Source organism: Streptomyces sp. NPDC057307 (assembly GCF_042667665.1).
Classification (GTDB): domain Bacteria; phylum Actinomycetota; class Actinomycetes; order Streptomycetales; family Streptomycetaceae; genus Streptomyces.
Genome location: NZ_JBHUZM010000059.1, coordinates 18051 through 43413, shown reverse-complemented (window position 1 = coordinate 43413; position 25363 = coordinate 18051). Strand labels below are relative to the sequence as shown.

At 69.1% G+C, this 25363-nt stretch carries 20 protein-coding genes; 7 read left to right on the top strand and 13 right to left on the bottom strand.

Annotated features, from left to right (window positions below):
* Positions 1-80 precede the first annotated feature (80 nt).
* From ACFUN8_RS20770 to eccD, 6 genes are all read right to left on the bottom strand, one after another.
* The gene (locus ACFUN8_RS20770; RefSeq protein ID WP_383639522.1) at positions 81-539 is read right to left on the bottom strand and encodes a hypothetical protein; all 459 of its coding nucleotides are present in this window, start codon (positions 537-539) and stop codon (positions 81-83) included.
* A gap of 5 nt (positions 540-544) precedes the next feature.
* Positions 545-1309, bottom strand: coding sequence for a 4-hydroxy-tetrahydrodipicolinate reductase (gene dapB / locus ACFUN8_RS20765; RefSeq protein WP_383639519.1), 765 nt, complete (start codon positions 1307-1309; stop codon positions 545-547).
* 46 nt (positions 1310-1355) lie between these two features.
* Positions 1356-2735 (bottom strand): M16 family metallopeptidase, encoded by a 1380-nt coding sequence (locus tag ACFUN8_RS20760; RefSeq protein WP_383639516.1) that lies wholly within the window; start codon positions 2733-2735, stop codon positions 1356-1358.
* A complete protein-coding gene (locus ACFUN8_RS20755) occupies positions 2732-4966 on the bottom strand; it encodes a polyribonucleotide nucleotidyltransferase (RefSeq protein WP_383639513.1) in 2235 nt (744 codons plus the stop codon). Before ACFUN8_RS20755 ends, ACFUN8_RS20760 begins: the two co-directional genes overlap by 4 nt.
* Before the next feature lie 426 nt (positions 4967-5392).
* Positions 5393-5683: a 30S ribosomal protein S15 gene (rpsO, locus tag ACFUN8_RS20750; RefSeq protein WP_023538273.1), complete on the bottom strand. Its 291-nt coding sequence runs from the start codon at positions 5681-5683 to the stop codon at positions 5393-5395.
* Positions 5684-5848: 165 nt separating this feature from the next.
* Positions 5849-7348 carry a type VII secretion integral membrane protein EccD gene (gene eccD, locus ACFUN8_RS20745; RefSeq protein WP_382565099.1) on the bottom strand — a complete coding sequence of 500 codons (1500 nt, stop codon included), beginning with the start codon at positions 7346-7348 and terminating at the stop codon, positions 5849-5851.
* A 226-nt stretch (positions 7349-7574) separates the two neighbouring features.
* On the opposite strand from eccD, the gene eccCa reads away from it, so the two are divergent.
* From eccCa to ACFUN8_RS20720, 5 genes are all read left to right on the top strand, one after another.
* On the top strand, positions 7575-11558 hold the full coding sequence (eccCa, locus tag ACFUN8_RS20740; RefSeq protein ID WP_383639509.1) for a type VII secretion protein EccCa: 3984 nt from the start codon (positions 7575-7577) through the stop codon (positions 11556-11558).
* Positions 11559-11637: 79 nt separating this feature from the next.
* Positions 11638-11868, top strand: a complete 231-nt coding sequence (locus tag ACFUN8_RS20735; RefSeq protein WP_383639506.1) for a hypothetical protein — start codon at positions 11638-11640, stop codon at positions 11866-11868.
* Positions 11869-11996: 128 nt separating this feature from the next.
* A complete protein-coding gene (locus tag ACFUN8_RS20730) occupies positions 11997-12494 on the top strand; it encodes a hypothetical protein (RefSeq protein WP_383639503.1) in 498 nt (165 codons plus the stop codon).
* A 22-nt stretch (positions 12495-12516) separates the two neighbouring features.
* Positions 12517-14793 (top strand): hypothetical protein, encoded by a 2277-nt coding sequence (locus ACFUN8_RS20725; protein WP_383639500.1) that lies wholly within the window; start codon positions 12517-12519, stop codon positions 14791-14793.
* 62 nt (positions 14794-14855) lie between these two features.
* On the top strand, positions 14856-15425 hold the full coding sequence (locus ACFUN8_RS20720; RefSeq protein ID WP_383639498.1) for a hypothetical protein: 570 nt from the start codon (positions 14856-14858) through the stop codon (positions 15423-15425).
* Between the two features lie 256 nt (positions 15426-15681).
* Here the strand turns inward: ACFUN8_RS20720 and ACFUN8_RS20715 are convergent, their stop codons facing one another.
* The 7 genes from ACFUN8_RS20715 to eccB form a co-directional block, all read right to left on the bottom strand.
* Positions 15682-15981, bottom strand: coding sequence for a WXG100 family type VII secretion target (locus ACFUN8_RS20715; RefSeq protein ID WP_382565086.1), 300 nt, complete (start codon positions 15979-15981; stop codon positions 15682-15684).
* Between the two features lie 93 nt (positions 15982-16074).
* The gene (locus tag ACFUN8_RS20710) at positions 16075-16437 is read right to left on the bottom strand and encodes a WXG100 family type VII secretion target (RefSeq protein ID WP_354608120.1); all 363 of its coding nucleotides are present in this window, start codon (positions 16435-16437) and stop codon (positions 16075-16077) included.
* Positions 16438-16506: 69 nt separating this feature from the next.
* A complete protein-coding gene (locus ACFUN8_RS20705) occupies positions 16507-17805 on the bottom strand; it encodes a S8 family serine peptidase (RefSeq protein ID WP_383639493.1) in 1299 nt (432 codons plus the stop codon).
* 26 nt (positions 17806-17831) lie between these two features.
* Positions 17832-19598, bottom strand: a complete 1767-nt coding sequence (locus ACFUN8_RS20700) for a hypothetical protein (RefSeq protein WP_383639490.1) — start codon at positions 19596-19598, stop codon at positions 17832-17834.
* Positions 19599-19604: 6 nt separating this feature from the next.
* On the bottom strand, positions 19605-20045 hold the full coding sequence (locus tag ACFUN8_RS20695) for a hypothetical protein (RefSeq protein ID WP_383639487.1): 441 nt from the start codon (positions 20043-20045) through the stop codon (positions 19605-19607).
* A gap of 226 nt (positions 20046-20271) precedes the next feature.
* Complete coding sequence (gene mycP / locus ACFUN8_RS20690) at positions 20272-21495, bottom strand: type VII secretion-associated serine protease mycosin (protein WP_383639484.1); 1224 nt, start codon at positions 21493-21495, stop codon at positions 20272-20274.
* Positions 21496-21572: 77 nt separating this feature from the next.
* Positions 21573-23099: a type VII secretion protein EccB gene (eccB, locus tag ACFUN8_RS20685; protein WP_383639482.1), complete on the bottom strand. Its 1527-nt coding sequence runs from the start codon at positions 23097-23099 to the stop codon at positions 21573-21575.
* Positions 23100-23280: 181 nt separating this feature from the next.
* Here eccB and eccE point away from each other — a divergent pair, with 181 nt between their 5' ends.
* Both eccE and ACFUN8_RS20675 read left to right on the top strand, forming a co-directional pair.
* On the top strand, positions 23281-24645 hold the full coding sequence (gene eccE, locus ACFUN8_RS20680; protein ID WP_383639479.1) for a type VII secretion protein EccE: 1365 nt from the start codon (positions 23281-23283) through the stop codon (positions 24643-24645).
* Positions 24642-25340, top strand: coding sequence for a hypothetical protein (locus ACFUN8_RS20675; protein WP_383639476.1), 699 nt, complete (start codon positions 24642-24644; stop codon positions 25338-25340). Before eccE ends, ACFUN8_RS20675 begins: the two co-directional genes overlap by 4 nt.
* Positions 25341-25363: the final 23 nt, after the last annotated feature.

Sequence of the window (25363 nt, the reverse complement as noted above, 5' to 3'; positions counted from 1 at the left end):
TTCTCGAACTGCTCGCCCTGGTCGCTTTGTAGGTCGCCTTCTCGGTCGCGTTCCTGTCGAGGCGGTGGTTCAGCGGGGCGTCATCGCGCCGCTGTCACCGGATGCGCCCCGTGGAGCGTGATCGCGCGCCGCATCGCCTCGCGGGCCCGCGGGGTGTCGCCGGCGTCGCGGTAGGCGACCGCGAGACGGAACCAGCAGCGCCAGTCCCCCGGGGTGTCCTCGGTCTCGGCGCGGCGGGCGGCGAAGACGGCGTCCGCCGACGCGCGGTCCACGCGGCCGCCCGGCGTACGCACCAGTTCGTCCACCGGCAGGCCGCCCTCGGCGTCCAGCTCGGCGGCGAGCCGGTTGGCCCGCCGGACGAACTGGGTGTTCTTCCAGAGGAACCAGGCGCCGATGACCGGCATCACCAGCACGGCGATCCCGAACGTGACGGTCAGCGGCGTACCGATCCCGATGAGCGCGACGCCGCGGCCGCCGGCCAGGACGAAATAGGCGACGAGGAGGGCGGCCATGACGAAGTACATGATCTTGGCGCGCACGGCGGTCAGTCCGGCAGGTTCAGGTCGAGGAAGTGCTCCAGGCCGAAGGTGAGGCCCGGCGTGGTCACGACCTGGCGGACGCCGAGGAGGATCCCCGGCATGAAGCTGCTGTGGTGCAGGGAGTCGTGGCGGATGGTGAGCGTCTCCCCCTCGGCACCGAGCAGGACCTCCTGGTGTGCCAGCAGTCCTCGGAGCCGTACGGAGTGCACCCGGACACCGTCGACGTCGGCGCCGCGCGCCCCGTCCAGCGCCGTGACCGTCGCGTCGGGCTGCGGCGGGGAGCCGGCCTCCGCACGGGCGGCGGCGATCAGCTGGGCGGTGCGGGTGGCGGTGCCCGACGGGGCGTCGACCTTGTTCGGGTGGTGCAGCTCGACAACCTCGGCGGACTCGAAGTAGCGGGCGGCCGCCTGGGAGAACCGCATGGTGAGGACGGCCCCGATGGAGAAGTTGGGCGCGATGAGTACGCCCGTCTCCGGGGAGCCCGCGAGCACCGTCTCCAGCTGCGCCAGGCGGTCGTCGGTCCAGCCGGTGGTGCCGACGACGGCGTGGATGCCGTGGCGTACGAGGAAGTCCAGGTTGCCCATCACCGCGGTGGGGGTGGTCAGTTCGACGGCGACCTGGGCCCCCGTGTCGGCGAGGGTCTCCAGTTTGTCGCCCCGGCCGAGGGCCGCGACCAGTTCCATGTCGTCGGCGGCCTCGACGGCCCGTACGGCCTCGGAGCCGATCCGGCCCTTGGCGCCGATCACGGCCACCCGCAGTTTGGTGCTCATCGCTCTGCTTCCTTCTGCTTCTTTAGGAGGCCGGGGAGGGCGGTGGTCAGGCGACCGCTTCGTCGAGACGGTCGGCCTGCTTGTCCTTCAGGGGTCCGATGACGGACAGCGAGGGGCGCTGCCCCAGTACGTCGCGCGCCACCGCGCGCACGTCGTCGGGAGTGACGGCCGCTATCCGCGCCAGCATGTCGTCCACGGACATCTGGGTGCCCCAGCACAGCTCGCTCTTGCCGATGCGGTTCATCAGCGCGCCGGTGTCCTCCAGGCCGAGGACGGTGGAGCCGGAGAGCTGGCCGACGGCGCGGCCGATCTCCTCGTCGCTCAGCCCTTCGGCCGCGACCTGGTCGAGCCCGTCGCGGCAGATCTTCAGCACGTCGTGGACCTGGCTGGGGCGGCAGCCCGCGTAGATGCCGAAGAGTCCGCAGTCGGCGAAGCCGGAGGTGTACGAGTACACGCTGTAGGCGAGGCCGCGCTTCTCCCGTACCTCCTGGAAGAGCCGGGAGCTCATACCGCCGCCGAGGGCCGTGCTGAGGACCCCCAGGGCCCAGCGGCGCTCGTCGGTGCGGGAGAGGCCCGGCATGCCGAGGACGATGTGGGCCTGCTCCGTCTTGCGGTTCAGCAGGTCGACGCGGCCGGCGGTGCGCAGGTCGCGGCGGCCCTCGCGCGGGGCGACGGGGACGGCGTCCGTACGGGAGAGGGCGCCCGCCTTCTCGAAGGCGCGGCTCACCTGCCGTACGACGGTGTCGTGGTCGACGTTGCCCGCGGCGGCGACGACCAGGTGCGTCGGGTCGTAGTGCTTCTTGTAGAAGCGGGCGATCCGGCCGCGGTCGAGGGCGTTGACGGTGTCGACGGTGCCCAGGACGGGGCGGCCGAGGGGGGTGTCCCCGAACATCGTCCGCGCGAAGAGATCGTGCACGCAGTCGCCCGGGTCGTCCTCGGTCATGGCGATCTCTTCGAGGATGACGCCCCGCTCCGCGTCGACGTCCTCGGCCTCGATCAGCGAGCCCGTGAGCATGTCGCACACGATGTCGATGGCGAGGGGGAGGTCGGTGTCGAGCACGCGCGCGTAGTAGCAGGTGTACTCCTTCGCCGTGAAGGCGTTCATCTCGCCGCCGACCGCGTCTATGGCGGAGGAGATGTCGAGGGCACTGCGCTTCTTGGTGCCCTTGAAGAGGAGGTGTTCCAGGTAGTGCGTGGCGCCGTTGAGCGTGGGCGTCTCGTCGCGCGAGCCGACCTGCACCCAGATGCCGAAGGTCGCCGACCGTACGGACGGCAGGCTCTCGGTGACGACGCGCAGGCCGCCGGGGAGGGTCGTGCGGCGGACGGTGCCGATGCCGTTCTGGCCCTCCAGGAGGGTTTGGGTACGGGCGACGGCCCGTACCTCCGAGGAGGTGCGGGCCGTCGTCGTCGAACTACGAAACGTCACTGGGAGGCTTCGTCCTTCTGGTCGTCCTGCTTGTCGTTCTTCTCTTCGTCCTCGCCCTCGATCACGGGGATCAGCGAGAGCTTGCCGCGCTGGTCGATCTCGGCGATCTCGACCTGGACCTTCTGGCCGACACCGAGGACGTCCTCGACGTTCTCCACGCGCTTGCCGCCGGCGAGCTTGCGGATCTGCGAGATGTGCAGCAGACCGTCCTTGCCGGGGAGCAGCGAGACGAACGCTCCGAAGGTGGTGGTCTTGACGACCGTACCCAGGTAGCGCTCGCCGACCTCCGGCATGGTCGGGTTGGCGATGCCGTTGATCGTGGCGCGGGCGGCCTCGGCGGCCGGTCCGTCGGCGGCACCGATGTAGATGGTGCCGTCGTCCTCGATCGTGATGTCGGCGCCGGTGTCCTCCTGGATCTGGTTGATCATCTTGCCCTTGGGGCCGATGACCTCACCGATCTTGTCCACCGGGATCTTGACGGTGATGATCCGCGGGGCGTTCGGGGACATCTCGTCCGGGACGTCGATGGCCTCGTTCATCACATCGAGGATGTGGAGGCGGGCGTCGCGGGCCTGCTTCAGCGCGGCGGCCAGGACCGAGGCGGGGATGCCGTCGAGCTTGGTGTCGAGCTGGAGCGCGGTGACGAACGTCTTCGTACCGGCGACCTTGAAGTCCATGTCGCCGAATGCGTCCTCCGCACCGAGGATGTCGGTGAGGGCGACGTAGTGCGTCTTGCCGTCGATCTCCTGCGAGATCAGGCCCATGGCGATACCGGCGACGGGGGCCTTGAGGGGCACACCGGCGTTCAGCAGCGACATGGTGGAGGCGCAGACCGAGCCCATGGACGTCGAGCCGTTGGAGCCCAGCGCCTCGGAGACCTGGCGGATCGCGTACGGGAACTCCTCGCGCGTCGGCAGCACCGGCACGATGGCGCGCTCGGCGAGCGCTCCGTGGCCGATCTCGCGGCGCTTCGGCGAACCGACGCGGCCGGTCTCACCGACGGAGTACGGCGGGAAGTTGTAGTTGTGCATGTAGCGCTTGCGGGTCACCGGCGAGAGGGTGTCCAGCTGCTGCTCCATGCGGAGCATGTTGAGGGTGGTGACGCCCAGGATCTGGGTCTCGCCACGCTCGAACAGCGCGGAACCGTGCACGCGCGGGATGGCCTCGACCTCGGCGGCGAGCGTACGGATGTCCGTGACGCCGCGGCCGTCGATGCGGACCTTGTCCTTGATGACGCGCTCGCGGACCAGGGACTTCGTCAGCGCGCGGTACGCGCCGGAGATCTCCTTCTCGCGGCCTTCGAACTGCGGGAGCAGCTTCTCGGCGGCGAGCTCCTTGACGCGGTCCAGCTCGGCCTCGCGGTCCTGCTTGCCGGCGATGGTGAGCGCCTGCGACAGCTCGCTCTTCACGGCGGCGGTGAGGGCCTCCAGGACGTCGTCCTGGTAGTCGAGGAAGACCGGGAACTCGCCGGTGGGCTTGGCGGCCTTGGCGGCGAGGTCGGCCTGGGCCTTGCAGAGCGCCTTGATGAAGGGCTTCGCGGCTTCCAGTCCGGCGGCGACGATCTCCTCGGTGGGAGCCTCGGCGCCGTCGGCGACGAGCTGGATCGTCTTCGGGGTGGCCTCGGCCTCGACCATCATGATCGCGACGTCGCCGTCCTCCAGGACGCGGCCGGCGACCACCATGTCGAAGACGGCGTCCTCGAGCTCGGTGTGCGTCGGGAACGCGACCCACTGGCCCTTGATCAGGGCGACACGGGTGCCGCCGATCGGGCCGGAGAAGGGCAGGCCGGCCAGCTGCGTGGAGCAGGAGGCGGCGTTGATCGCGACCACGTCGTACAGGTGGTCGGGGTTGAGCGCCATGATCGTCTCGACGATCTGGATCTCGTTGCGCAGGCCCTTCTTGAAAGAGGGGCGCAGCGGGCGGTCGATGAGGCGGCAGGTGAGGATCGCGTCCTCGGAGGGCCGGCCCTCGCGGCGGAAGAAGGAGCCGGGGATCTTGCCGGCCGCGTACTGCCGCTCCTCGACGTCCACCGTGAGGGGGAAGAAGTCGAGGTTGTCCTTGGGCTTCTTGGAAGCGGTGGTGGCCGACAGCACCATGGTGTCGTCGTCCAGATACGCGACGGCGGAGCCGGCGGCCTGCTTGGCCAGGCGGCCCGTCTCGAAGCGGATGGTGCGGGTGCCGAACGTGCCGTTGTCGATAACGGCCTCGGCGTAGTGGGTCTCGTTCTCCACCAGTGGTTCTCCATACTCGTCGTTTGTCGTCTTTCGTCCCGCGCCCGTGTGGCGGGGGACAGGCGGAGAAGCGCTCCTGCGGGCCGGTCTTCGATCGAAGCTCCCGGGGCGGCGGCGTGGGCCGCGGGCGGCGTTCGCCGCGCCGTTCCGGGGGCCACTACCGAGGACCGGCGGCGGCGGAGGGGCGCTTCCCCTCGTCAGTGGGTGGTGCCTTCCGTCGTACGGGGTGGTGCTGTTCCGTACGGGGTGGTGCTGGTCGTGCTCGTAGTGCTGATCATGCTGTTGTCGCTCGTTCGTGCAGGTGTCGCGTGGTGCTTCTCAGTGGTGCCCGGGAGCTGTGCTCCTGCGAACAGGTTACTGAGCTTCGTGCGCATACGGCGAAGGGAGCGGTTCCCGGTGTGTGGGAACCGCTCCCTTCACGGCGTACTACTTGGCGCCGCCGGCCGCACCGCGGCGGATGCCCAGGCGGTCGACCAGCGCACGGAAGCGCTGGATGTCCTTCTTCGCCAGGTACTGCAGCAGGCGACGGCGCTGGCCGACCAGGATGAGCAGACCGCGACGCGAGTGGTGGTCGTGCTTGTGCGTCTTCAGGTGCTCGGTCAGGTCCGAGATACGGCGCGACAGCATCGCGACCTGGACCTCGGGGGAGCCGGTGTCGCCTTCCTTGGTGGCGAACTCCGACATGATCTGCTTCTTCGTAGCGGCGGCAAGCGGCACGCGTACTCCTCGTAGGTCTTCGTGGCCATCGAGTGCCCCAGGTCGAATTCGCTGGGGATCTTCGGTTACTCGAGTGGCGGGGTGATCGGCCGATGATGTTCGGTCGCTGGTTCCGGACAGACCGGAACGCGTACACAAACGGCCGTCACACAGCGTACCAGCCAGTCAAGACGTCAACGCACGGATGGAGTGGTAGACGTCGAACACCGCCAGGCACAGCGGGACGACCGTCAGTAGTACGAAGGATTCGGCGATCTCCAGGAAGCGGCCCCAGAAGGGCGTGACGCCCTTGCGCGGCACGATCAGCCCTATGGCGATGATGAGTGTGGCGATCCCCGCGATGGCGGCGGTCAGCCACACCGTACGGATGTCGAGGCCCGCCCCGTCGCCGCGCAGGGCCTCGCGGATCAGCCCCTCCGGGGGGTTGAGGCTGAGCCCGAGTCCCAGCAGGACGAGGGCGCCGAGGCCGGCGGCGAGGGCGCAGCCGACCTGCGCCGTGTAACTGAAGAGGTGGGCGCGCATCAGCATCGCGACGCCGGTGGCGAGGGCGAGCAGCTGGCCCCATACGCCGTCGGAGAAGCCGAGTACGCCGGCGGCGCCGACGGCCACCAGCGCGCAGCCGCCGACCAGGCCGACCAGCAGCTCGTGGCCGCGCCGGGCCTGGGCGGCGATGCGCTCGGGGTCGACGGGGGCGGGCGGCGCGGGGTCGGTCCCGTAGTCCCCGGCGGCCGTACGGGGCGGCTCGAAGCCGATGGGGAGGCGGGCGAAGCGGGTGGAGAGGCCGGGCAGGAAGGCCAGTGTTCCTACGGAGAGCGCGGCGCAGACGGCGGCGGTCTCGGCGGGCTTCATGTCGGTGGTGATGGCGATGAACGTCACCAGGAGGCCGACGGTGGAGGCGAAGACGAACGCGACGAAGGGGCTGTCGCCCGCGGGGGTGACGATCACCAGGATCACCGAGGCGACCAGTACGGCGGCGCAGCCGAGCAGGAACTGGAGCCTGCCGATGCCCTGTCCGTCCGCGAAGGGCAGCAGTCCGGAGCCGGCGACGGCGGCGTTGGCCATCGAGCCGATACCGAGCGCGACGGACGAGCCGCGGTCGTCGTACACCCGGGCCCGTACACCGGCGAGGGCGAGCAGCATGACGGCGGTGACGCCGGCCAGGATGCCCGGCAGGCCGTGTGTGTCGTGCCGGGGGTCGGCGGTCCACAGCACGAAGGCGAGCAGCACCAGCAGGACGGAGCCGCCGAAGAGCCCGGCGCCGCGCATGGCGCTGTCGGTCCACAGGGTGCGGTCGCGGGCGACCGCGGACGCGACGGCGTCGGAGACGTCGTCGAAGACCGCCGGGGGCAGGGATTCGGCGAAGGGGCGCAGCGACAGCAGCTCGCCGTCGAGGATGCGCTGGGAGGCCAGGGAGCGGGCGCTGTCGAGGACGGTGCCGTCGCGGCGTACCAGGTGATATCCGACGGGCGCGCCGGCCGCGGGGCTCTGGCCGGACAGCCGCAGGATCTCCGAATGGAGGTCGGCCACGGGAATGTCCTCGGGCAGCGCCACGTCGATCCGGCCGTCCGGTGCGACGACGGTGATCCGGCAGAAGCCGGTTCCGCCGCTGGACGGGGCCGGCGCACCGGGCTGACCGGTGCCGGTGGCCGCCGCTTGGGCCGTCATACTCACGTGCTGCATCCCCCTCGTGGATCCCATGCGCCCGATGCCTGCGTCCGCGCTCCGAATGACCGCTTTTTCGCGGAAGTTCACGTGCGCTCGATCGCGTCCGGTCACCCTACCGCCGGGTGGTGGGCACCCACGCAAGTAGGATCCTTGCCCGCGGATGGAGGCCCGTCGCCACGGGGGCGCCGGTGGGAACTCTTTCGTCCGGCAAGGGAATTGGTGAGCAGTGAGTCAGATCGTCGTCAAGCGCCCACCGCGGGCCCTGCCCGCCGACGTACCCGGCGAGCAGGTGCAGGTACAACCCCCTCCACCGTTGCCCAGAGGGCAGCAGGAGGGTGCGCTCATGCAGCTGCTGCCGATGCTGGGCATGGGTGGTTCGGTCGTCTTCTTCTTCATGACGCCGAATCCGATCATGCGGATCATGGGCATGGTGATGATCGCCTCGACGATCGCCATGGCCATCGCGATGCTGGTGCGGCACCGTCGCGGTACTCAGGGCGAACTCGCCGACATGAGGCGTGACTACCTCAAGTACCTGACGCAGACGCGGCGTACGGTGCTGCGGACCGCGCATCTGCAACGGGACGCGCAGTACTACCTGCACCCGTCCCCCGAGCAGTTGTGGGCGCTGGTCGCCGAGGGCAGCCGGGTGTGGGAACGCCGCGTCGCCGACGACGACTTCGGGCAGGTACGTATCGGCCTGGGCAGTCAGCAGCTCGCCACCGTGCTCGTCGAGCCCGAGACCGCGCCGGTGGACGAGCTGGAGCCGCTCACCGCCGGGGCGATGCGGCAGTTCCTCAACGCGCACAGCGTGGTGGACGGTCTGCCGATGGCCGTCTCGCTGCGCGCCTTCTACCACCTGACGGTCACCGGCGAGGCGGAGTCGGTGCGCTCCACGGCGCGCGCGATGGTCGGTTCGCTCGCCTCGCTGCACTCCCCCGAGGACCTGGTCATCGCCGTCGTCGCGGGACGGGGCGCGACGTCGCGGTGGGAGTGGGCGAAGTGGCTGCCGCACGTCCAGGCGCAGGGCCCCGGGGACGGGGCGGGCAGCCGCCGGCTCATCACCTCCGACGTACGGGAGTTGGAGGAGATGCTGGCGGCGCGGCTGGAGGGCCGCCCCCGCTTCCAGCCCGGCGGCCATCCGCTGCTGGACCAGCCGCACATCGTCGTCGTCCTGGACGGTATGTCGCTGCCCCCCGTGTCGACGCTGGCGTCGGCCGAGGGGCTGCAGGGCGTGACGGTCATCGAGGTCGTACCGGGCGAGGTCACCGGCGCGCGCGGCGGCCTCTCCGTGGTGGTGCACCCCGACTCGCTGCGGCTGGAGTCGGGGCACGGCATGGTGTACGACGGGGAGCCCGACCGGCTGAGCCTGGAGGCCGCCGAGGCGCTGGCCCGCCAGCTCGCACCGCTGCGGGCCGCGACGGGCGGGGACGACGACGACGAACCGCTGCTCGCGAACCTCGACTTCACCGATCTGCTGAACCTCGGGGACGCGGCGTCCGTCGACGTCACCCGTACCTGGCGGCCCCGTTCACAGGCGGAGCGGCTGCGGGTGCCCATCGGTGTCGGTGAGGACGGCGCGCCCGTCATGCTGGACCTCAAGGAGGCGGCGCAGGAGGGCATGGGGCCGCACGGCCTGTGCGTCGGCGCCACCGGCTCCGGCAAGTCCGAACTGCTGCGCACGCTGGTGCTGGGGCTCGCCGTCACGCACTCCTCGGAGACGCTGAACTTCGTCCTCGCGGACTTCAAGGGCGGCGCCACCTTCGCGGGCATGTCGCAGATGCCGCACGTCGCGGCGGTGATCACCAACCTCGCGGACGACCTGACGCTGGTCGACCGCATGGGGGACTCGATCCGCGGTGAGCTGAACCGCCGTCAGGAGATGCTGCGCGACGCGGGCAACTACGCGAACATCCACGACTACGAGAAGGCGCGCGCGGCGGGATCGCCGCTGCAGCCCATCCCGTCGCTCGTCCTGGTCATCGACGAGTTCAGTGAACTCCTGACAGCGATGCCGGACTTCATCGAGATGTTCGTCCAGATCGGGCGCATCGGGCGGTCGCTGGGTGTCCATCTCCTGCTGGCGTCGCAGCGGTTGGAGGAGGGCCGGCTGCGCGGGCTGGAGACGTACCTCTCGTACCGCGTGGGTCTGCGTACCTTCTCGGCCGCGGAGTCGCGCGCCGCGCTGGGCGTGCCGGACGCGTACCAGCTGCCGAACGTGCCCGGTTCCGGGTATCTGAAGTACGGCACCGACGAGATGGTGCGGTTCAAGGCCGCGTACGTCTCCGGGGTGTACCGCACGAACGCGCAGGCCGTCGCGGGGACAGGGGGGCCGTTGCCGGTCGACCGCAGGCCCGTGCCGTTCACCGCGGCGCCGGTGCCGGTGCACTACGTCCAGCCGGCCACCCGGCCCGCGGTACCGGACGCGCGCACCACGTCCGAGGACGACGCGCTGGCCGACACGGTGCTCGACGTGATCGTGCGCCGGCTCGAAGGGCGCGGCGCCGAGGCGCACCGGGTGTGGCTGCCGCCGCTGGACAACCCGCCGTCGCTGGACGAGCTGCTGCCGGGGCTGTCGAACGTGGAGGGGCGCGGGCTGACCCAGCCCGGCTTCGAGGGCGCGGGGCGCCTCGTCGTACCGCTGGGTGTGGTCGACAAGCCGTACGAGCAGCGTCGCGACACGCTGTACCGGGACTTCTCCGGTGCGGCGGGGCACATGCAGATCGTGGGCGGGCCGCAGTCCGGCAAGTCGACGCTGCTGCGCACGCTCATCGCGGGATTCGCGCTGACGCACACGCCGCAGGAGGTGCAGTTCTACGGTCTGGACTTCGGCGGCGGCGGCATGTCGTCGGTCGCCGGGCTGCCGCACGTCGGTGGCGTGGCGTCGCGGCTCGACCCCGAGAAGGTGCGACGGACGACGGCCGAGGTGTACGGCATCCTGGCGCGCCGCGAGGAGTACTTCCGTACGGCGGGGATCGACTCCATCAACACCTTCCGCAGGATGCGGGAGCGGGGCGAGATCTCGCTGTCGGACCAGCCGTGGGGCGACGTCTTCCTGATCATCGACGGCTGGGGCAACTTCCGCACCGACTATGAGGCGTTGGAGCCCGCCGTGCTGGACATCGCGGCGCGCGGGCTCGGTTACGGCATCCATGTGGTGCTGACGGCGTCGCGCTCGATGGAGGTGCGCGCCAACCTGAAGGACCACCTGATGAACCGGCTGGAGCTGCGCCTCGGCGACACGATGGACTCCGACCTGGACCGCAAGGCGGCCGTCAACGTCCCCACGGGGGTGCCCGGCCGGGGTCTGACGCCGGAGAAGCTGCACTTCATGGCGGCGGTGCCGCGGATCGACTCCATCAACTCCGACAGCGACCTGTCGGAGGCGACGGCGGCCATGACGCAGGAGGTCGGCCGCCACTGGACGGGGCCGAGCGCCCCGGCCGTACGGCTGCTGCCGCGCGAGCTGGACGCGGCGACGCTGCCGACGGGGGCCGCGCAGCCGAAGCGCGGCGTGGCCTTCGGGATCGACGAGAACCTGCTGGAGCCGGTCTTCGTCAACTTCGACCGCGATCCGTTCTTCCTGGTGTTCGGCGAGAGCGAGTCCGGCAAGTCGAACCTGCTGCGGCTGCTGATCACGCAGTTGTCGCAGCGGTACGACGGGAACTCGGCCAAGTTCTTCGTCATCGACAACCGGCGCGCGCTGCTGGACGTGACGCCGGCGACGCACCTGGCGGAGTACGTGCCGATGTCCAACAACATGGACCACCACGTGGACGCGCTGTCGGACCTGATGCAGCGCCGTACGCCGGCCGCCGACGTCACGGCGCAGCAGTTGCGCGAACGCAGTTGGTGGCGGGGCCCGACGGTGTTCGTGGTCGTCGACGACTACGACCTGGTGTCCACGTCCAGCGGCAACCCGCTCAACAAGCTCACGGAGCAGCTGCCGTTCGCGCGCGACGTGGGTGTCCGCTTCATCATCGCGCGGAGCGCGGCGGGCGCGAGCAGGGCCTCGTACGAGCCGTTCATGCAGCGGATGATGGAGCTGGGCGCGCAGGGTGTGCTGCTCTCGGGCGACCCGCAGGAGGGCGACATCCTCGGCGGCGTACGGGCGCGCCCGATGCCGGCGGGCCGGGGCATCTTCATCTCCCGCCAGCGCGGCAACCCGCTGGTGCAGACGGGCCTGATGCCTTCGCTGGACGAGCGGTGACGGGTGTGGGGACGGGGATGCGGACCGGGACCGGGACGGATGCGGAGGCAGGGACGGTGACGGGGATGGTGACGGGGCGGTGACGGGTGCGGGGGTCTTCGTGGCGTTCTTCGCCGTGCTGTTCCTGGGGCTGGCGTTCATCGACCAGCGCAAGGCGTGGTGGCGCTTCCAGGCAAGACGCTTCGACAACCCGGCGGCGCACGAACCGTCGGACGGCCTGATCCGGGGACGGAAGGTCGCGCTCATCGTGCTGGCGCTGTTCCTGGGGTGGCAGGCGGTGGAAATGTTCCGGCTCGCGGGAATGGAGTGAGAGGGGCGGGGATGCGCCGGTGAGCCAACTCGGTTCCGGCGGACAGCACTTGCGTGCGGTCGGGGCGCATCAATAGGTTGATGCGGAATTGTGAAATCCAGCAGCGAGCACGGGGGAAGGAATCCCAGATGGCATGGGACGAATGGGACCAGCTGAAGGCGTCGGCCGCCGGTAACGGGCAGACGCAGATGCAACTCAACGGGATCCCGGAGGAGGACAGGCCCAACGCGGGCAGTCCCACGGGTGATCTCTCGGTCGATCAGAAGGACCTGGCGGCGATCGGCGACGAGGCGTTCAAGTTGTACAACCGGCTATGGGAAGAGGCGCGGGTCACCAGCACCGACACGGCCGGCAGTGATCTGAAGGGTCAAGGCTTCGCGCTCGGTGGGGCGTTGAGCCATGTCTCGTTGCGCTGGGACCGCCAACTCGGGTCTCTGATGGACGCATGCGCGCTCATTTCGAACCACATGGACTTCACGAAAAAGGCACATGAAGGCGACGAGATCTTCATTCAGCGTCATGTGAGCAGCATCTCCACACTGGATGCCGGCTTCGACGAGCAGTGGGCCCCGCCGGGCAAGAATAACGAGGTCTACGGCGAGCCCAAGAAAGACGAGAAGGACTGAGAAGGGCTAGAGGAACAAACCCATGGATTTTGAAGCCCTTCACTCGGCTAATTTCGCCTCGCTCGACACCACGGTCAGCGACTGGACGAAGATGCTCACCAAACTCACCGATCTCAAGGCCGATGCCAAGGACGGGCTCCACGGCAAGGCGAGCAAGGCCAACTGGGCCGGCTACAACGCCACGGTCTCGCGTGAGTTCATCGGCAAGACGGCCGAGGAGTTCAACGACGCGTACACCCAGGCCGAGTCGATCCGCAACATCATCCGCGACACCCAGGGTGAGTTGAAGACCCAGCAGCGGCTGCTCAAGGAAGCCATCGAGCGCGGGCGGGGCAACCACATGTCCGTGAAATCGGCCGGCAGTGGTTTCACCGTCACTCCGAATCCCGACCCGAAGCCCGCGAACGGCCAGAAGGACGTCGACGCGCTGCGGGACGAGCTTCAGGGGATTCTCAACACCGCGACGGAGATGGACAACACCGCGTCCACATCGCTCAAGGCACTGGTCGACCTCACCGACTACGGATTCTCGGGACAGAAGTACGCGGACCGCGATTCGGCGGCCAACGCGATCAAGGAAGCCGAGAATCTGGCCCGTATCGCGAAGAAGAACCCGGAGGACCTGACGGTCAAGGAGTTCGACACGCTCAACGCGGGCCTCAAGAAGTACTCGGGCGACGAACTCTTCAGCGAGCGTTTCGCGGAGCAGTTGGGTCCCAAGGGGACACTCCAGTTCTGGGATGCCATCACCGATCCCGCCACGAACCGGGACGTGTACTCGGAGCGGCGCGAACAACTCGGCGATCTGCAGAAGAACCTCAGTCTCACGCTCGCCACCGCGACTCAGGCGGACACTCCCGAGATGCGCCGGTGGACGTACGAGATGACGGATCTCGGCAGCCAGCCCGTACACAAGAACAGCACCACCCAAGGCTTCCAGGTGATGAGCAACCTGATGCGCTGGGGCAACTTCGACGACCAGTTCCTCAAGAGTTACGGCTCCGAGCTCATGGAGACCGAGAAGGCGGCCACCAGCAACGGCCGCCACGGGGCGACGGTCTGGACCCATATGGGCATGGACCCGAATCTCAACCGCACCGGTGAGGACTCCGGTTCGGACCCCATGATCGGTTATCTCAAGGCGCTGTCGAACAGCCCGGACGCGGCAACGGAATTCTTCAACGACCCGTTCCTGTCGACGGACGAGGACCACGACTTCAAGGAGAAGAACGGGGACGGCAAAGAGGTCAAGGCCTCGCTCTCCAACTTCGACTATCTCTTCGAAGAGCGGAACTGGCCGCCGGAGATGGACGAGGACGGCGAGAACAGCATCTCGGGTCGGAACAACCTGGCGATGGCTCTGGAAGCGGCCACGACCGGCCACCCGGCGGGCGAACTGCCCACGATCGACACCCCGCCGCACAACCCTGAGCAGGCGAAGCTCATGGAGAGCATGGTCGCCTCGATCTCGGACGATCCGGGCCGCCTCAAGGACCACTCCTACATGTCGGACAGCGTCGGCCAGATCGCCTCTGAGTATCTGCCGGACATCAATCGCGCCACCGCGGACGGTGGCGCGGAGAACGAGAGCGTGCCGAAGCTCTTCCCGATCGCCGGTTCGGCGGCGGACATGCAGCACACGGACGTAACGCGCTTCCTGGCGACGGTGGGCCAGAACCCGGAGGGCTACGCCGCGATCGAGGTCGGTCAGAAGGCGTACATGGCTGGTCTGATGGACTATCACCTCGATCCGGACCTGCCCGCCGACAGCCGCTATCCGCACTCCGCGGAAGAGACGATCAAGGAGATCGCCCGCAGGTCGGGGGAGGTCGAGGGAACGCTCGCCATCGGCCGTAACGAAGCGGTCCTCGGCGAGGCGAAGGCGAAGGACGACGACTTCGAGCACGCCACGAACCAGAAGAAGAACACCATCTCCGGCCTGGTCGGCCTGGGCGTCGGTGTCGGTACGTCGTTCATCGCCAGCCCCATCGTGGGCGCGGCGGTGGGTGGCGCGGCGGGAACGGTGACCGGAGTCGTACTCGAACAGTTCTTCAAGGACACCGATCCAGAGAACCTGGCCGGCCTCGGCCACGACGTCGGACTGCGCTGGGAAGCCAGCAAGGACGCCCAGACCGACATGGCCAGGGTCGCGGGCGAGGAGGCCGCCAAGGCCCACAACTCCCCGGACGCCACGCGGATCCAGGAGTGGACCCGTATCGGAACCACCGACGGCTTCGACGACGCTTCCACGGCCGCACGCAGGATGGCGGACGACCTCGAGACCGAGATTCCCACCTGATGGGCACGGCCGGGATGACCGTCATTCCGACCAAGGAATGCAAGGGACTTGCAAGGGAACGTATGAAAAGCCGTGAGAACCGCCTTTACGTCACGCGCCGTCGGCTCGCCCTGAGTCTCGGGGCTCTCTCGATCGTCGTGCTGGTCGCCGGTTGCTCGGACCCGGCGCAGGAGAAGGAGTACGAGGTCCCCAAGGCGCTGTGCGGCGTCGAAGTGCCGGCGGACGTACTGGATCCCCTGCTGCCGGCGGGAGAGAAGGTCTCAGAGCGGTCGAAGACGGCCAGCGGGGTCAAGCGCTGCTACGTATCGGTGGACGAGAAGGTCGCCCTGTCGACGTCCATAGAGTGGTACGAGGCCGATACCCCCGTCGCGGAGATCGCCGAGAAGACGATCGGCGCGGACCCGGACGACAAGGTCACCACCGACAAGCGGTACAGCTACTCGGGCAAGGGCGGGGCGGGGCTGATCCGCTGCGACGACTCGTCCACGATCGACAAGGACGTCGACGGGGATCTCTACACGACGGTACGGGTCGGCGGCGACGACTCGGCGGACAGCGCGGCCGTACTGAAGGCGATCGAGGCGTACACAACTGCCGCTCCCGCGGCGGGTGAATGTGAAGTCGATCTCTGAATGCCCGTGGACATGATCGCGTCGTTGCGGTTCCCCCGTAGCCCCGCCGAACTGCCCGAGTAGGTCGGCAGTCCAGCCGCAGGTCTCGGCCTCACACCCGTGCCGACCTGCGGCTGGTCGCCGACGAGCGGCATACCCGATCGGCGGGGCGCGGCAGGGAACCGCAGGTCATGGCAGGGCAGGGCATGGCAAAGGGGGGCACCTCCCGCGCGTGCCCCCCTTGTGGCCGTAACTGCCGGTCGCTCCTAAGAGGTTCTTAGAAGTAGCCGGCGGACTTCTTGTCGCCCGCCTGGTACGTCGGGCCGGCCTCGCGGACCTTGCGGGCGATGTCCTTGAGCGCGTTGTGGATCAGGCGCGTCTCGTTGTCCCACTTCTTGTGGGCCGCGTCCGCCGCGGTCTTGGCTTCACCCTCGAAGGTCGCGGAGACGCCGCGGATCTTCGTCTGAATGGCCTCAAGGCTCTCGTCGAGCCGGGCGGCCTGCTTCTCGATGACACCGGCGGCCTGCTCCAGCGAGCCGTAGGTCACGACCATGGTGCCGTCGTTCTGCTGAGCCACGAGTCCTCCTGTTTCCTGTTCTCTGTCAGTGCGGTGCGCGGTGTGCGCGGTGCGCTGTCTGCGCTACATGCGGGGCGGTTGGCTGACGGTCTGTCAGTAGCCGTTGATGTTCGACGTGGCCTTCGCCGTCGCGGCGGAGTCACCGGAGAAGCCGGCGGTCACGTCGACCCCGTTGAGGGCCGCGTAGACCTCGTCCTCGGTGTTGCCCGCGGTCGTACGAGTGACCTGGATGGCTTCCTGGAAGTTGAGCAGCATCTTCGCGATGCGCACCATGCCGGAGTTGATCTCGGCCTGCTTCGCGTCGAAGGCGCTGGCGCCAATGCCCTTCCAGGCACCTTCCAGGCTGTCGATGACGCCCTGGAGGTTCTTCAGCTGTCCCTTGACATCCTCGAACTTGATCGTGATCTCGTCCTGGAAATCCTTGAGACTCTGATCGCCGACCTTCTGGACTGCCATATGTCAGTCTCCTTTTCGTATGTGCTCGTTACTGCGTGGGTACTTCGATGAGTGGTCTGAGCCGCGCGGTCACGCGTTGCGGCGTTTGCGTACGACGGCGAGCCCGCCCCCGGCGAGTACGGCGACGACCGCCACTCCGCCGAGGATCAGGCCCAACTGGCTGTCGTCGCCGGTGTCTTTCGCGGCGTTGGCCGTGTCTGCGGCCGTAGCCGTGTCCTTGGCGCCGTCCGCGCCGGGCTTGGGCTGGGGGGGGGCGGAATCGTCCTTCGCCGGTCCCTCCTCCGAGGGTGCCCCCGCGTCGGAGCCATCGGCCGTCGTCCGCTCATTGGTCAGAGGGCTGACGTCCGGATCGCCGGGCTTACCGATCCCGCGGTTGATGGCGGCGTTGGGGCGGACGATCCCGTGGCCGAGGTAGTTGCTTACGGTGCCGGGCTTCCAGTCCTCGCCGCGGCCTGCGGACTCGAACATGACGCGCAGGACCTGGTTCGCGGTCCAGTCGGGATTGGCGGACCAGATGAGGGCGGCGGTGGCGGAGGCGAGGGCGGTGGCGGCGCTCGTTCCGCCTTCGCCGACGCAGTATTTCGTGAAGGTCTCGTCGCACCAGCCGGGAATGTCGTTTGCGGGCGCGGCGATGTCGACGAAGTCGCCATGCTGTGAGTACGTGGCCACCTGGCCCTCACGGTCGGAGGCTGCGACGCCGACTACCTCCGGATAGTTGGCGGGGTACCCAGGCTTGTTCGCCTTGTCGCCCGTGTTGCCCACGGCGGCGAAGAGCAACTTGCCCTTCCCATGGGCATACTTCACCGCTTCTTTCTCCTGGTAACTGAGGAACTCACTACCGATGGACATGTTGATGATCTTGGCGTCACCATCGGCGGCCGCGCGGATAGCGTTGACGTTGTCGAAGGAGGTCGACTTGTGTTTCTCCTCGAACTCCTTGTTAGCCATCCGCATTGGGATGATCTTGGCTCCGGGCGCCAGCCCCTTGAGCCCACCGCCCGTGCCTGTTCCAGCGATGAGCTCGGCCATGGTGGTCCCGTGCCCGTTGTAGTCGTCCGTCGTCCCATCCGTCTCGGTGGCATCCAGGCCCTTCAGCACCTGCCCCTTGAGCGACGGGATCGATGCGTTGACGCCGGTGTCAATCAGGGCGACCGTGACCCCCTCACCCGTGGTGGACTTCCAGATCTCCTCGGCACGCATGGCATCCAGGTACCACTGCTTCGACTGCATGTCCTCAGCGACCGCCGCCGGAGCGGCACCGACCAGAGCGATCGCCGAGGCCCCGATCACGGCCACCGCGAGCGATCGGCCGCGCCGAAAGCCATGCGCCCCGGATCGCTTCCGGACCTGGCTCATTCCTGCCGTCATCCCGACTTCCGAACCTTCCGCTGTGCCTAGTCGATGACTGGCGGTACGGCACCACGGCGCCGCACCGTCTGCGTTTCTTCCTCGTCCGCCCGGTTTTCCGGACGTGGCTGTCCGGGACGCTCCTGCTCCTCGTCATCGGACTGCCGACCACGTCGGCCACCGGTCAGTCCTGAGCCGCCGATGGTGAAACCACCGGCGCCACCCCGTGACGGCGTACCGCCGTTCCGGGGAGTGCCTACGACCCCATTGGGGCTGGGCATACCCCGGCCTGTGGGCCGTGCCGCGCCCTGTGCGGGCTTGTTTCCCACGACACCGGACTGGCTGGGTCGTGCGGCCGACGACGATCGGCCCGGCGTCGCACCCTGACCGCCGATGACATTCCCGCGGGGAATGCGCGCCCCAGAAGTGGCGCTGCCGCCGCCAGAGGTCCTCTGTGGCGTGCCTCCTACGATGCCGTTGGCACGCCCAGTACGAGACCCCGAGGAAGATCCCGAACCGGAACGTCCGCCCATCGGCTGCCCCCCGGTGCTCGGTCGGCCGACCATGGGACTCCGAGTGGCACCTGTGCCACCGCCACGTCCAGCTCCGGGACCCATGGGTGTCGTCGGCCTGCCGACCGGCCCCCTGCCGGACTGCGAACCCGAGCTGGTACCGCCGTTCATCGGGGTCGGACGCCCTACGGGGCCGGGACGGCCCCCGCCCCCCGTACCTGTTCTTGCGTTGGAAACCGGGCCTGGGCCTCCGCCCCTCGGCGTGAGCGGGGGGCCGGAACGGGGACCACCGCCGCGTACGGTAGGGCTGAAGTTAGGCCCAAGGGGCGGGACATGGTTATTTCCTGAGCTTGGTCCGACAGGCGCCGTGGGAGGCTGCGCGGGGCCGGGAGTAGTCGGGGTGGGCGGCAGCGTCGTAACGCTGTCGATCTCCATCGATGTGTTCGGGGTCGGAGTTCGTGTGACCAAGCCGTCGGTTCCAGTCCGGGGGTGATCTCCCGTACCGCCGGCGTCGGTGCGTACAGCACTCGACTGCTGTGGCGACGAGCCCAGCGTGTCCGTGCTGCCGGAGTCTCTCGAACCGAATCCGTTGTCCCACTCGCCCTGTCTCGGCTCCGGCACCGCCGTCCCCAGCATCTTCGGCAGCACCGGCTCCTTCACCTCGGCCAGCGACTGCTCCGACACCGCGTAGAACGACGCCAGCCGGTTCATCTGGTTGATGGCCTCCTGGCGGTTCTCCTCCGCCTGCACGGCCCGCTTGTACTCCGGGTTGTCTTCCTTCTGTTCCGACACCGGGAAGTCCCTGGGGCGCCTCGGGTCGGCCCGGTTGTCGCGGGGCGGTTTGGCGCTGCGGACCGAGGCCAGGCCGCCGCCCGCCACCTTCATCTGGGTGCCGACGACGTTCGCGAACGAGCCCAGGTCCCAGGCGTACCTCGCCAGATCGCTGCCGTAGCGCTGGAACTCGGTCGCGGCGAGCCCGCGCCACTCAACGCTCTTGACAAAGTCGCTGAGGTCCTGCGCGGCCTGGTTGAGGCTCGTCTTGGCAGTTTCGAGGTTCTCGCCGGCCTTCACCAGGTCCGAGGGGTTCGCGCCGTCCAGCAGGTCGAGCATGTCGTTGAGCCCACGCTCTTCGAAGCTCGTCCGGGAGAAGAACCCTCCGAAGTTGCCGAAGCCGATCTGGTCCAGGTACGCCGCGGTACGTTCCGCGGCGTCCGTCGCGCCGAACTCCGCCTGGATCTCGGCGGCGTCTTCGTTCTGCTGCTGCTCCTGGGGAGGGAGCGGCGGCTTCTTGTCGTCACTCATGTCTCGTCACCCCAAGTCCTTCGTACCGCCGGTGGCGTCCTGACGCGGTGCCTCGGATGCCTCGCCCCTGTCCTTCTTCTGCTGCTCCGCCTGCGCCTCGCGCTGCTCGTGCAATCGCGTCTGGATCGTGTGGAAGCGGTACCGCTGGTCGTCCTCGACGTTGTCGTAGCCGACATCGGCGGCGTGGACTCCGATGCTCAGCAGCTCTATCTGGTCCCCGAGGGACTTGGAGAGGGAGATGAGCGACGTGTGCACCCGGTCGTACTGCTTCGAGAAGCCCTCGGCCTCGTCGAACTTGCCGGGGCCGCTGAACGACGAACGCGGCACGCCCTGGGCCGAGATCTCGCCCTTGCCGCCCGCGCCACCCTCGAACACCGCGAGCAGATCGGTGACCCGCTTCTGGAACTTCTTCAACTCACCGACGCCGCGCTCAAGATCACTCGCCATCGGAGCCCCCGCTCACGCCACCCACCGACTCAGGCACGATGCCCGTTCCTCCCCGTTTGCTTCTGTCCTACGTCACGATCACGCGTCACGATCACAGCGGACCGGTCTTCCCCGTTCAATCGGTGATCGCTCGCAACCACTCTAACTACTCGGTCGTACACCTCTAAGTGGGTTATCCGTCACGTGACTTGACTGTGGCAACAGCTCCCTCAACCGCCACCGTTCTTCACCGACTCTCCCCAACCCGCCGCGCCCGGCGACGTGAGTCGCGCAGAGCGACCGAACCGCCCGTGATCGCCGCCACCAGGACGGCGCCCCCGACAAGGACATACGTCGCGAGGCGGGAGTTCCGCTCCTCGGCCGACTCCCCGAGGTGGACCTCGGCCGGGGTCGGCGCTTCCGCTCGGGTCACTCCTTCGTGTGCCACCGGCTTCTCGACGGGCTTGTCATCCTCGGTCAGCGCGCGGACGGGGTCCACCACGCCCCAGCCGACGAGGCGGTCGTGGCCCGGGATCGAGCGCTCCGCCGTCTGCTGGATCTGGGCGACAATCTGCTCCTGCGTCCACTTCTCGTGCTTGCTCTTGATCAGAGCGGCGATTCCGGCGACGTACGGGGCGGAGAAGCTGGTGCCGTTGTCGGCGCAGTGGCCGCCCCCGGGGACGGTGGTGACCATGTCGACCCCCGGCGCCGCGATGCCCACGAAGTCGCCCGGCTGGGAGAACGGGGCCCGTTCGTTGTTGCGGTCGGACGCCGCCACGGCGAGTACGCCCTCGTACGAGGCGGGGTAGGTCTTCTTGTCCTTGCCGTCCAGCCCGTCGTTGCCCGCCGAGGCGACGACCACGACGTCCGCCGCGAGGGCGGCGTCCACGGCCTGCTTCAACACCGGCGTGGGCTCCACGGCGTTCGCCGTGTCCTGGGAGATGTTGATGACGTCGGCCTTCTCGCGGACCGCGTGGTCGATGGCGGTGGCGAGGGTCTCGGCGGTGCCGTTGCCGTACGCGTCGTTCTGCTGGATCGGAACGATCATGGCGTCGGGCGCGAGACCGACGAAGCCGGTCCCGTCGGCGGGGCGCGCGGCGATGATGCCGGCGACCTTGGTGCCGTGGCCGACGACGTCGGTGGTGCCGTTCGCCTTGCCGCGGTCGAGCTTGTTGCCGTTGTCGTCCTTGGCGTTCGCGGGGATCAGATTGCGGCCGCTGCCGGCGTCCACCGCCTTGGTCAGTTGCGGGTTCTTGACGTCGACGCCGGTGTCGATGACGGCGACCCGCACGTTCCTGCCGGTCGACTGCTTCCACAGTTCGTCCATCAGTACGCGCTGCAAGGACCACGGCCGGCCGGCGTACTTCTCCCCGGGGAAGTCGCACTGTCCCGTCTCCGCCGTCGCGGTGGGCGCCGACAGCGTCACGAGCGAGAGCGCGGCGGTGGCCAGGACCGTCGTCGCGGCGGCCAACTTATGGCACGTGGATGGGGAGTTGGGCGTGTGTGTACGCGGGTGACTATGGGTGTACGTCATGGCTGCCCCGCCCCTCACGAACCCTGCGGCTGGCCCGCGGCGCTGGTCGACAGTCGCGGCCCCGTCGGCAGGAACGAGGACCAGGCCGCGGGCACGGGCGCCGCGTCCACGTTCTGGTAACCGAGCCGGTTCTGGGCCTTCCGCACCTCGTTCTGGCTGTCCTGCTTGTCCTTCTCCGAGCCGGACTCGCCGATTCCCGAGTCCTCCGTCGCGTTGTCGCCGTTGGACTGCATCGCGTACCGCAACCCGGTGTCCGTCACCAGGAAGAGAAAGCCGGACTTGGTCGTACCGCCCGTGAACTGACGGAACAGCTGGCCCGATCCGGGGGTGACGTACGCGCTCGTGGCCCCCGTCGCCAGCGTCGCCGGGAAGCCGGTGCCGGCCCAGGTGGTGAGTGTGGTGTCACCGCTGTCCGGGTCCACCTCGCCGAGCACGTTGCACACGGTGTTACGGCTTCCCTCCGACGTGCTCGCGGAGTTGACGGCGTCGGGGCTGTCCTGCGGCCAGTCCTTGTCCTGCCCGAACGGCTCGCCGGGCCGGAAGGTCGCGGCGCTCACGGACGTGGCGTTGCCGTCCTGGCCGACCTTGATCAGATCGCGGCTGCTGAGCAGGAGCTTCGCGGTGAAGTCGGAGATGGGCGCGACCCGGCCCTGCAGGACGACGTACTGCTGCTCCTTCGTCCCGTCCGTCGCGATGAGGATGGTGCCGATCTTGTCGAGTGCGGGATCCAAGTCGCCCCCGACGCCCGCGTCGACGCCGGCCGTTTCGTCGATCGTCGGAAAGTCGACGGGGTTGCCCACGTGCAACGTGTCCAGCCACGCCGCGGAGACGCGCTGCGGCTCGCGGTTGTCTCCGACGACCTGACGGAGCAGCAGTTCGTCATCTTCGATCTCGTACGCCTTGCCGGCCCGGTCCACGATGTAGCGGGTCTCGTCGGGGCCCTCCACGTACATCAGCTCACCGCCGGTCAGCTGGTTCGCGCCCTCGGTCTTCTTCTGCTCGCGCTCCGCGAAGACGAACGCCGCCTTCTCGATGGCCCGGCCGCCCTCGCCGGGGCGCTCGCAGACCGCCCAGCGCTTGGCGGCGCCGGCCTCCTTGGCGTCGGGCAGCCGGTCGGGGGCGTAGGGGATGCCGAGGGTGGCACCGTGCGGGATCTTGCCGTTGTCGAGCACGGACTCGTCGACGTTGATGACCTTGCCCTTGTCCGGGTTCAGAAGGAGCTTGGCCGACGACATGTTCAGGACGGGGTGGAGCTGGATCTTCTTGCCGGTCTTCAACACCACGTAACGGGTGGTGGACTTGCTGGCGATGATCACGTTCTCACCAGGCGTGTCCCACTGCTTGGGAGCCACCGGCTTGAACATCCCCCAGGCGCCGAAGATCGCCAGGATGACCACGGCGACGATCATCCCGGGCACCACCCCACGCAGCGGACGGGGCGCGCCCTCCTCGGAACCGGTCGAGTTCGGCTGCACGAACTGCGCGATCAGCCTTCGCTTCGCGAAGGTGTAGGCGTTGAGTTCGTCCCGTCGTGATGCCATCTGTCCGCTGTCCCTCTCCCCCACTACGCGGCCGGCTCCCTCTCCTCTCGGAGAGGGCTACCGTCGTTCCGGCCCCCTACTATGCATGCTGGCGATCACGCCTCACTGCTCAGGTAGGGTGATCGCCCGGTCAACGGCCCACGGGGAAACGGCCATTACGGACAGAGGGGGCAACGCGGGGATGGGTACGGCGACGCGCGCACGCGATGGGCGGACTTCCGGACAGGCCCCCGGGCCTTCCCGATCTTCCCGGCGGCAACGCCGCAACGCCCCCGGCACCGGCCCCGTGCCCCCGCCGGCCGCCACGGCGCCCCGTGTCCCCGCCACGACCACCCTGCGGGCGCTCTCCCGCACCAGCCACGTCGGCCCCTTCCAGCTGCGGCAATTGGTGCTCGTCGAGCTGGCGCTCGCGCTGGCCGCCGTCGGTGCCGTGCTCGGCGGGCTGTGGCTGGTCCCCACGATCGCCGTCGCCTGTGTGCTGGTCGTCTTCGCCGTCCTGCGCCGCCGCGGCCACGCCGTCCAGGACTGGCTCTCGACCGTCCTCTCCCTCCGTGCGCGCGAGCGGGCCGCCGAGGCCGCCCCGGTGGACACCGATCCTTCGCTGGCCCCGGTCACGGAGAGCGTCCCGGCGTTGCGCCCGTACACGTACGTCGACCGGGACCGCCGCACGGTCGGGATGCTCGGCGACGGAAGCTTCCTCACCGCGGTCGTACGCGTCGAGGCGAGCGGGTCCGCCCTGCGGCCCGCCTTCGGCGCGCGGGCACTGCCGCTCTCGCTCCTGGGCGGCGCCCTGGAGGTCGACGACATCAAGCTGGAATCGGTCCAGTTGGTGCAGCAGGTGCGTTCGGCGCCCGCGCCGCATCTGCCGCCGCAGTCGGTGGCCCGGCTCTCGTACATCCCTCTTCAGGAGAAGACCGGCGCCCCGGCGCTGCGGCTGACGTGGGTGGCGGTGAAGCTCGATCCCGAGCTGTGCAAGGAGGCGGTGGACGCGCGCGGGGGCGGCGTCGAGGGCGCCCAGCGTTGCCTCGTACGGGTGGCGGACCACGTGGCGAGCCGCATCACCGGTGCGGGCTTCCGCGCCGTCGTGCTGGACCAGGAGGAGCTGAACTCCACCATCGCGACGTCCGCCTGCGCCAGCCCCGCCCAGGCCGCCCTCGCCGGCCGCCCCGACGTCGCCCCGGCGCGGCGCACGGCCGAGACGCCGCGCGTCTGGCGGTGCGACGACCGGTGGCACACGACGTACGCGGTGGGCCGCTGGCCCGAGTTGGGGCGCGGGGCCGCCCCGTTGCCCAAACTGGTGTCGCTGCTCACCGCCACCCCGGCGTACGCGACCACCTTCAGCCTCACCCTGCGGCGCGGCGCGCACCTGGGCGCCATGACGGTGAACGGCCATGTACGGATCACCGGTGGCAGCGACACCGAACTGGTGGGTGTGCGGCGGCTGTTGGAGCAGGCCGCGCGGTCGGCCAAGGTGGGACTCGTACGCCTCGACCGTGAGCAACTGCCCGGAGCCCTGGCCACACTTCCGCTGGGAGGCGCCCGATGAGCGGGCTGCGTACGCTGCTCGGCCCGCGGCACGCGGGTCACACCATGCCCGCCGACGAACTCGGCGCCCTCTCCCTGCCGGTCGGCGACGACGGCGTGGTGATCGGCGACGACGCGGAAGGGCACCCCCAGATGGTGGGGTTCCACCGCTCGGCGCCGTACGACGTCCTGCTGATCGGCGGCCTCTGGACGGCGCAGGTGATCGCGCTGCGCGCGGCGGGCACCGGGGCGCGTGTGGTGGTCGAGACGGGGCGCGCCCAGGCGTGGACGCTGCTGGCGCAGGCCGCCGGCGCGGGGCTGGAGTGCATCACCCTCCACGACGTGGGGCGGGTGCCGCCGCAGGGAGCGACGGTCGGTAGCCCCGTGGTGGTCGTACGGGACGCGGGCATGCGGCCGCCCCGTGGGCGTGTGGTCTCGGGGCCGTGGCAGTCGGTGCTGACGTTGCTGCCGTATCTGAGCCCCGTGGCGCCCCGGTTGATGCGGAACTCGACTCTGGTGGGCATTCAGCGGGTGTCGCCCCGCGAGGCGGAGCAGATCGGCCGGATCCTCGGGCTGTCGTCCGCGGAGAGTGACGCGCTGCCGACCCTGGCTGACGGCGTCACCCTCTGGTGTGCGGGGCGTGACCGTCACTGGGTGATGACGAGCCCCACGGACGCGGAGTCGGGACTGCTGGGCACGGCCCGCAGGATGGACTGAGCCGCCCCGTACGGGGCGGGCCC